This window comes from Mangrovibacterium sp., from assembly GCF_059905295.1.
This window is the reverse complement of sequence record NZ_JBZQJF010000201.1, coordinates 1-8,064: the sequence shown is the minus strand read 5'-3', so window position 1 is coordinate 8,064 and position 8,064 is coordinate 1. Positions and strand designations below refer to the sequence as shown.

Genomic DNA, 8,064 nt, shown 5'->3' with positions numbered 1-8,064 from the left:
TCCGAAAAATCTTTGTGCTCGCCGTGTTTGTCGCTCTTGGGATAGGGGAGAACCAATAGATGGTACAGGAAGAAAGCGAGGAAAAGACCGGCAAAGATAAAGAATGTCATACTCCAGGCTGCAGGAATGCTGTCGCCCGAATTTTCGAGATAGCCGGCTAAGATGACCAAGGGCCCCTGGCCTGCAAGCATTGCCAGCCGGTAAAAGGTGTTGCGGATTCCCACAAAGAAAGCCTGGTTACCTTGCGAGAGCCCTAGCATGTAAAAGCCATCGGCGGCAATGTCGTGTGTTGCAGAGCTGAATGCCATCAGCCAGAAAAAGGCTAAACTGTATTGGAAGAAACTGCCAAAGGGAAGTGTAAATGCCACTCCGGCTAATGCGCCACCGATAATGAGTTGCATGCCGATGATCCAGAATCGTTTGGTACGAAGAATATCAACGAACGGGCTCCAAAAGGGTTTAATTACCCAAGGCAGGTAAAGCCAGCTGGTGTATAAGGCAATATCGGTGTTTGAGATATCCAGCCGTTTGTACATGATGACAGAAACGGTCATCACAAACACATAAGGAAGTCCTTCTGCAAAATACAGCGTTGGGATCCAGGTCCAAGGTGAATGGCTGGTAGATTTATTCATAATCAGAAGATCAGTTTGAGGCTTTAAATTAGTAAAAATACGGAGTTTTTTCAGCTTAATACAACTTCTTCAATTCGGCACCCCGGAAATAATGTTCAAGAATTTGTTGATAGTTATAACCATTTTCACCCATTACTGCTGCACCAATCTGGCATAAGCCAACACCGTGACCCCAGCCAGCTCCTGTCAGTACGAACTGTTGGGGAATACCATCCTGCACATCTTGATGATCAACCACAAAGGCGGAACTGTAAAGATGTGAATTTGAAAGAGCCCGTCGGATCTCCAGTTCTTTACCCAGTATTTTAGATTGTTTGCTTCCGGTGATCTTCAGTTTGATGATTCGTCCGGAATGACCACGGCTAACAGCTTCCATACGGATGATTTGTCCGAAATCAATTCCGGTGCGTTTTTTAATTAACACTGATAGTTGTTTTTGGGAATACGAAACTTTCCAACGGTAAAAGTCTTGTGTTTTTTGGTCGAAGTCGGGGAGGACCTGTTCCAACACCTTCCGGTCAGTTGTATTGCAAAAGGCTGCCGGAGAGCTGCGAATCCAGCTGTCAGCCTCATCTTCCTGCCGAAGGTCAACACAGGTGGTACATCCGTTTTCCGAATCAACAACTTTGCTCAAGTACGGCTGATAAACCGGTTCCCAGACATTTTCGAAGTTTTCGGAAATGCCGCCGCAGCATTTCGAAAAGCGGGCATCGCAAATTTCATTCTCCGCCAGGAGGAACTCCCCAACGGTTGCATCGATCGCAGCATTGGCTTTGTCGCTAATGATTTTGGTAATTCCCTGGTAACGCTGGCAATGATCATCGGCACATACATCAAACAGGCGATGGTCTTCACGATCGTACCAACGAATGCGTTCATCTTCGGTTTCGGTGCTGGTTTGATATGCCGTTTGACAGCTTTCGAGCTTTTTACTTTTCACGATTTGAGCCATGAGCCAGCTTCGTGAAATAACAGCATGGGCTTTTAGCAATTCGGGGGAGCTTGTGGCACTCATTTCGGAGGAAATGACCGAACGAAGGTATTCTTCAAGCGGAACCAGGTTGATGGCCCTGATTTTCCCGTCTTCAATAACCAATTTCAGACTTCCGCGGAATTCCTGATCTTGCTTCTGCTCCCAGTGAAAGTCAATACCAATGGTAACACCTTTCAACAGGAATGAAGCACTTTTGTCGCTTGTTACGAAAAGGAACTCTTTGCCCCGAATACTTGTTCCCCATTGATTGGACAACAAAATATCGCCACGATGAATGCTGGCTTTGTAATAAGGCCCTTGGCAGCCTGACGGTAGTTTATAGTTGCTTGTCAGTTCAAATAAGATTGTGGGCTCGGCCATAATGCCGACTTGAATTTCGGGTTGCGTTGTGAGTTCCATGTCTTTAGTTTGAAGCTTCAAAATCAGTTTTCAAATTCCAGCTTATCTAAGTTTGATATTCAGGAACAGATATCTGGGTCCCTGTTTTGAATCTTTTCTTTTAATTCGTTGAATTCCTTTGTGTTTAAGCTAACCTGTTGGTAGATATCTGCTAAATCTTCCCGGGTTATTTTGTCAAAATCTTCGCGACGGGGAAGGATTGTCAAACCTCCCATCTCTACTGAAGCCGGACTCATCAGAATTTGTCCTTCGTCTTCACGATAATATTGAACGGGACGTTGTTTTTCGCGTGGGAAAAGCAGCACTTGCCAACTGTTATTCTCAAAATTAGCCAAAATATTTAGCATTGGCTCGCTATCATCCTCATGTTGGTGAAGAAATGCCTTGGTTTGCTCCACCAAGCGCGACAACTCTTCTCGATTAGTCGATTTGAAAATGAGCAAGTGCCTTAAATAACTTTCAGGAGCGGCATAAACCGAAGTTGTTCCGGTGTTGAGCAATTGCTCACCGTTTTTCAGTAAAAAGTTACGGGCATCCGAATCAACAGGCATGGTATTTTTTTGTCCGGCCTGAAAATGGAAATGATCGGGTGCCGATGCCCCGCATTTGGGCCCGTTGTAGAAGATTGTAAAATCGGGCAAAGCCTGGGCCAGGTCGAGCATGTCGGTTAAACGACCGGAAATAAGTTGGGGTACATGGTCGTAGCCAACAATGGTCAGGTGTTGGTTGAAAATAGGAAAGGGATTTACTAAAATCTCATACTTCCCTTGAAAATCAATACCCAACTGTTCTTTCGGACGATTGGCTTTGCACAAGAAGCATGGGCGTTTGGCAATCGAAGCCTGGTCGGTTTTTGCAGCCGATGAACGAATGCGCTCCGGATTAAACTGGCTTGTTATCCGGAAGCCTTCAAATTGAAAGACATGCTCTTCAATTTTAGTTAGCCCGTGGTAGTTGTGTGCTGCCAGAGGCCAGCTTGCTAACTGGGTGGCCATGAAAGCGGCTATGTTGGTGTAATTGGACAAGTGCTTTGTATTTATAGTTCTGTTCTGAGTGCAGGGTCGTTAATAGCAGTGGCTAAATTGATAAATGCAGATGTAAATTCAAACAATGCAAGACGGAATCTAACAACGAACATGAAAAAATACCCATGATTTAGGGGAATCATTAACAGGAATGAACGTGGAGGAAAACAATAGAAGGCAATCGAAAGAAGACTTTTAGAAAAAGAGATTCGGATACCGCTTGGTTGTAGAATTCCGATGACAAATGAACAATGACTGATGCAAGATTTACAAATGCTGATGGTAATTGGAAGCTGGTAAGAGCGAAAACTACAAATGCTGATGGCTATTCAAACCTGGTAAGAACGAAAAGTATAAATACTCATGCTTATTCGAACCTGGTAAGAGCAAGAAGTATAAATGCTGATAGCTATTCGAACTTGGCAAGAGCAAGAAGTATAAATGCTGAAGCTCCATTGTTCTTGATTGATAGCTATTTGTGATTTTTGTGTTGAAATGCTATCATGTCGATAGGAATTCAATTTGGGTAGCTGATGATGTCCATTTATTGTTGTTCCGTCCCATACGGGACGGGATTTTTGTCCCTATTGATTGTTTTCTACCCAAATGCATCCCTACGGGATTCATTTCCAGATTCTATAATTGGAGAAGTTGAATGGGGCTTGACTTGTCGGCTGTTATTTCTTAAATTTAATTGTTTGAAATCAGGATCTTATGGCTAATACTTATACTCAAATTCATATTCATGCTGTTTTCACAGTTCAAAACAGACCCTCCGTTATTCGTGAAAATTGGAAATTAGAGCTGTATTCTTACATTGCCGGAATTATTAAAAATCAGGGACATCGATTATTGGCTATTAACGGGATGCCGGATCATGTACATGTTTTCTTTGGAATGAGGCCGAATCAGTCCTTATCTGATTTATTGCAGGATATCAAAGGCAGTTCGGCAGCATGGATTAATGAAAAGCATCTTTGTCCCGGACGGTTTTCCTGGCAGCAAGGATTTGGTGCATTTTCGTACAGCAAGTCTCATGTTGACCGGGTAGTTGATTACATTAAGAATCAGAAGATTCATCATCGGCAAAAAACATTTAAAGAAGAATATTTGGAGTTATTGCAGCGATTTAGTGTTTCCTATGAGGAGCGTTATATATTTCATGATGTTGATTATGATTCAGAACAGTGAATGATGTCGTTAGGCATCAGATTTGGGTAGAAGCCGTTATCGAAAAAGTAATGTTCCGTCCCATACGGGACGGGATTTTCGCAGGTGTTTGGGTTTTTCTACCCAAATGTCATCCCTACGGGATTTGTAGGATTCGGCCTGATTTGTTTATTGAGAATTGGTGATTACGATCGGTAATGTTTTTTCGGTGCTACCAGCATGTTGAATAATCGTGATGCCGTTAGGCATCAGATTTGGGTAGAGTCGGATGTAAATAGATGGATGTTCCGTCCCATATAGGACGGGATTTTAGTACCTATCGCTTTTTTCTACCCAGATAACATCCCTATGGGATTTTGATGCCGCTATTCTTTTTTCAACATTTTCATTCGTGCTTTAAGTTCGAAGGTTCGTAAAGCATCTTTGTACAGGTTGTGTGCATTCAGTTTATTAATATCAAGCGAGGCATCGGAGTTGTCTTCCCAACGACGGCAACGGTAAACAGGCTTGTATATTCGGCCAATTTTCCAGGTTCGCGAGATCGCTAAGCCCATGGCATAATCTTCGCCATAGCTGGTATTCGGAATTCGGATGCTGCGGAAGATCGGTGTGTAAAATGCCCGCGGTGCACCCAGTCCATTAATGCGTAGCGCATTGTTGGGGCCGTTCTCGGGAGTCCATTCCCGATGGTCGATGATGCCGGGAGGGATTTCCTCTAATTTGAAATTGCACATTTGGTACGAGCCAATGACCATCGCACATTGCTCCTGGTGGAACTGATCAACCACTTGTTGAATGGTTGTTTGGTCGTAGTACAGGTCGTCGCTGTCGAGCTGAATGGCAAAACGGCCGCATTGAGGATGAAAAACGGCTTCGTTCCAGCAACCGCCAATTCCCAAATCCCGACGTTCGGGTACCAGGTGGATGAGACGCTCATCGGCATAGGATTGCAGCAATTCTGTTGTTCCATCGGTTGAATGGTTATCGACAATAATCAGGTTGAAGCTGAAACTGCATTGTTGGTTCAAGACTGAGTCAACAGCATCTTTAATGGTTTTTATGCGGTTGCGAACTGGAATCACGACGCTTGCTTCAACCGGAAATCCCTCTTCAAACTGAACGGCTTGAAAGTTGGGTTTCAGGAAAGCGCCAATCTTTTGTAAATGCACCGTACATGCCTGTTCCATTTCGATCTGGCGGTCGCGGGCTGAGCTTTTGACATAGTCGAACTGCTTCTCGCCTGACTGCCGGGTGTCTGTTTCGATCATGGTGAACAGCAGTTCCGGAACGCGCAGGATTTCTCCCATGCGTGATGCCAGCAACCGTAAGGCATAATAACCGGCAAAATGCCAGTCGGCAGTTACTGCAGCTTCGAAGGTCTTCAATACATCGGTCCGGTACAATTGAGCCGGGCCAAAGTTGAAATCGTCGCGCAAACTTCCCTCCTGGTAGGCAATAACCGGATTCGCAGTCAGCACCCCTGCCTTTTCTTCGTAGTAATCGGCATACAAAAGGGTCGCATCGCTGCATTCCGCCAGTTGCAACATGCGTTCAAGGGCATATTGACCAATGGTTAATTGCTTTTCGTTTAAAAGCAAGAGGCTGTATTCTCCGGAAGCTTCCTCTGCAATCAGCTTCATGGTTTTGGTCGACGACAGATTTTCGACCACCAATGTTTCGGCCCCTTCAATTTGAACCTCTTGAGGAGCCAGCACAAAAACCGACGATACCTGAGGGGCTTGTACCAATTGATTGACGATCCTTTGCGTTTGTTTCTGCCCAATCCAGGCGATAAAGCAGCTTGCTTTCATGTTTTAGTATTTAATAGTTTTAGCTGTGGTAGCCTTACTTTCGTTATTGAGTTTGCCAATTGCTGTCACGTAGAAATCATAGCGTTGATGCTTGCCTTTACGGCGAGCGATCTTAATCATTTGCTTGTGGGTAATCGTATAAATTGAACGCGGATCGTTCAACTGTGGTTGCTGACCAGCTTTTGTTTTGTATACGATGTAGCGGGTTGCCTCGTCCATTTCATTTTTGAATGGCGGCTTTTCCCATTGCAGTTTTCTTCCGCGCTTTTTAAAGTTTACCGGGCTTTGTGGTTTTATCGGATCAATCCAGGGCATGGGTGGTGTTAAGGCCGGCGTGGCAAACAGCTTTGTTTGAAGGCTGTCTTGCAGCCCCAGTAAATTTCGTTGTAAATGTTTTACGCTGAACAACGCACTCCCTTCGATGTGAGGGGTGGTTCGTGTCAGTCGGATTTGCTCGGGCATTTGGTCGGGCTGTGTCCATTCAACTGTTGTTGAGTTGGCATCGATCCGGTACAAACCAAGACCAATGTATATGTCGCGGTTGAAGGCATTCCGGCTCCACCAGTCGATGAGTGTGAGGTAATTGGCGGCAGGATGCCCTATTCTCCAGTAAAGTTGAGGGGTGACATAATCGATCCAGCCATATTTCAACCACTTCAGGATGTCGGCATACAAATCGTCGTAATTGGTAACGCCGGCCCGGGTCATCGATCCGCGCGGATCTTTATCGATGTTGCGCCAAACACCAAAGGGACTAATACCGAACTTCACCCATGGTTTGGTCTCCTTAATTGTTTTCGAGAGCAACTGAATGGTGAGGTCTACATTGTTTCGTCGCCAATCATCCAGCTGATCGGGGCCAAAATGGCGAGGGTTTTTAGCAAAGTCGATGGCATCGGGAAAAGCCACAGCTGCTACCGGGTATGGGTAAAAATAATCGTCGCAATGAATCGCGTCGATGTCGTAACGCGAAACCAGATCGCGGACAACGCTGGCAATAAACTGCCGGGTTTCTTCGAGTGCCGGGTTGAAATACAACTTGCCACCATATTTGATAACCCACTCCGGATGTTTGAAGATGATACTCGAAGAGGCTAACTCTTCATCGGCTTTTTGTGCAATACGAAAAGGATTGATCCAGGCGTGAAACTCCAGGTTTCGCTTGTGAGCTTCATCAATCCAAAACTTCAACGGGTCGTAACCGGGATCTTTTCCCGGAGTGCCTGTCAGGTAACGCGACCAGGGCTCCAGTTTCGACGGATAAAAAGCATCGGCTGTTGGCCGTACCTGGAAAATGACGGCATTGAGCCCGTTTTTGACCATCAGGTCGAGTAAATCGATGGCTTCTTTTTTTTGTTGCTGGACAGACAGTCCGGGTTTTGAAGGCCAGTCGATGTTATTGACTGTTGCGACCCAAGCCGCCCGGAATTCGTACTTCGGCGGAACTTCCGCCTGAACAACGAGTGAGGTATAAAGAAGGACCAGCAGTGCTGAAACGAGTTTACGTATCATGAAACGGGATTGATTTTATTCTTTCTTCTTCCTATAAAACGGGAAACAACAAAAATGTTGTGATTTTTCGGCTATTTCAAGTTTGACAATCGTAAAAACAAGTAATGCCTGATTGGCAGCGTAAATTTAGAGATATTTTGCAGGAATAATTGGTATGATCTATTACTGATGTTCTAATTTTGGTTCAAATTTCAAAAACGAGAGTTATGCTATTAATTGCCGACAGTGGTTCAACTAAGACCGATTGGTTAGTGGCTGATGATTTTGGAGAGACCCGTCGTTTTCAAACCTCGGGGATAAACCCGGTTTTCCGTTCAACCGAGGATATTTTGGCGGAGTTGAAACCAGTCTTTGAGAAACAGCATCTGCCGGTTGAGGCGGTTTACTTTTACGGAGCAGGTGTTGTGAGTGACGAGAAGGCCGAGGTAATCCGCAAAGCCTTGGTTCAATTGCTGGGCGATATCCATTGCGAAATAGCCAGTGATGTGCTGGGAGCAGCCCGGGCAGTTTGTGGTCGT

Annotated in this window: 6 protein-coding genes and 1 pseudogene; 2 read left to right on the top strand and 5 right to left on the bottom strand. The window is 45.1% G+C overall.

Annotation, left to right across the window (positions count from 1 at the left end):
* The 3 genes from AC37HE_RS10425 to AC37HE_RS10415 form a co-directional block, all read right to left on the bottom strand.
* Positions 1-635 (bottom strand): MFS transporter (locus AC37HE_RS10425; RefSeq protein ID WP_500782777.1); only part of this gene is annotated, 635 nt, incomplete at its 3' end.
* 55 nt (positions 636-690) lie between these two features.
* Positions 691-2,028, bottom strand: coding sequence for a SpoIID/LytB domain-containing protein (locus AC37HE_RS10420; RefSeq protein WP_500782776.1), 1,338 nt, complete (start codon positions 2,026-2,028; stop codon positions 691-693).
* Positions 2,029-2,087: 59 nt separating this feature from the next.
* Complete coding sequence (locus AC37HE_RS10415; RefSeq protein ID WP_500782775.1) at positions 2,088-3,023, bottom strand: DUF4922 domain-containing protein; 936 nt, start codon at positions 3,021-3,023, stop codon at positions 2,088-2,090.
* Positions 3,024-3,767: 744 nt separating this feature from the next.
* On the opposite strand from AC37HE_RS10415, the gene tnpA reads away from it, so the two are divergent.
* Positions 3,768-4,244 (top strand): IS200/IS605 family transposase, encoded by a 477-nt coding sequence (tnpA, locus tag AC37HE_RS10410; RefSeq protein ID WP_500782774.1) that lies wholly within the window; start codon positions 3,768-3,770, stop codon positions 4,242-4,244.
* A gap of 344 nt (positions 4,245-4,588) precedes the next feature.
* Here tnpA and AC37HE_RS10405 read toward each other — a convergent pair whose 3' ends face one another.
* Together AC37HE_RS10405 and AC37HE_RS10400 are read right to left on the bottom strand one after the other, a co-directional pair.
* The gene (locus AC37HE_RS10405) at positions 4,589-6,034 is read right to left on the bottom strand and encodes a glycosyltransferase family 2 protein (protein WP_500782773.1); all 1,446 of its coding nucleotides are present in this window, start codon (positions 6,032-6,034) and stop codon (positions 4,589-4,591) included.
* Positions 6,035-6,037: 3 nt separating this feature from the next.
* On the bottom strand, positions 6,038-7,546 hold the full coding sequence (locus AC37HE_RS10400; protein ID WP_500782772.1) for a glycoside hydrolase family 10-like protein: 1,509 nt from the start codon (positions 7,544-7,546) through the stop codon (positions 6,038-6,040).
* Positions 7,547-7,752: 206 nt separating this feature from the next.
* Here AC37HE_RS10400 and AC37HE_RS10395 point away from each other — a divergent pair.
* A pseudogene (locus AC37HE_RS10395) lies at positions 7,753-8,064 on the top strand (ATPase); the annotation flags it as partial.